Here is a 412-nt window from a genome sequence, read left to right as displayed (position 1 = left end):
TTAATAGACAACCTAAACAATAAAGTTGTTCCACATTTACAAAAAAAATAATTAAATATAAGATGAAATAGGCTACATAAGGGAGGGTTATATGTTACATACAAAAAGATGGAGATTTTTTGCGGTTCTTTCTATTGTAGGTTTGATTTTACTAATTTTATTAAAAATCAACTTCATTTCAATTACTATCGCAACTTCTTCAGCTGAAAGAGGAAAGATTTTTGATAAAAATGGTGTAATACTAGCTACAAATAAGAAAGTTAAGTCTCTATATTGCACTTCTAATGATGAAAGGCTATCGAAACAAGATACATCAAACACACTAGCTTTTTTCAATCAATTTTCAAGCGAGTTTCAACATGATATTTCTACAGAGAACATAAAATCTCAATTACAACAATCTTGTAAAAAG

General features: G+C 27.7%; 1 pseudogene. It reads left to right on the top strand.

Annotation, left to right across the window (positions count from 1 at the left end):
* Positions 1–91 precede the first annotated feature (91 nt).
* Positions 92–412: pseudogene (locus QO049_RS30545) on the top strand (penicillin-binding protein 2); the annotation flags it as partial.

This window comes from Bacillus sp. RB3 (assembly GCF_030164735.1).
Lineage (GTDB): Bacteria > Bacillota > Bacilli > Bacillales > Bacillaceae_G > Bacillus_A > Bacillus_A cereus.
This window is presented reverse-complemented; position numbering and strand designations above follow the sequence as displayed.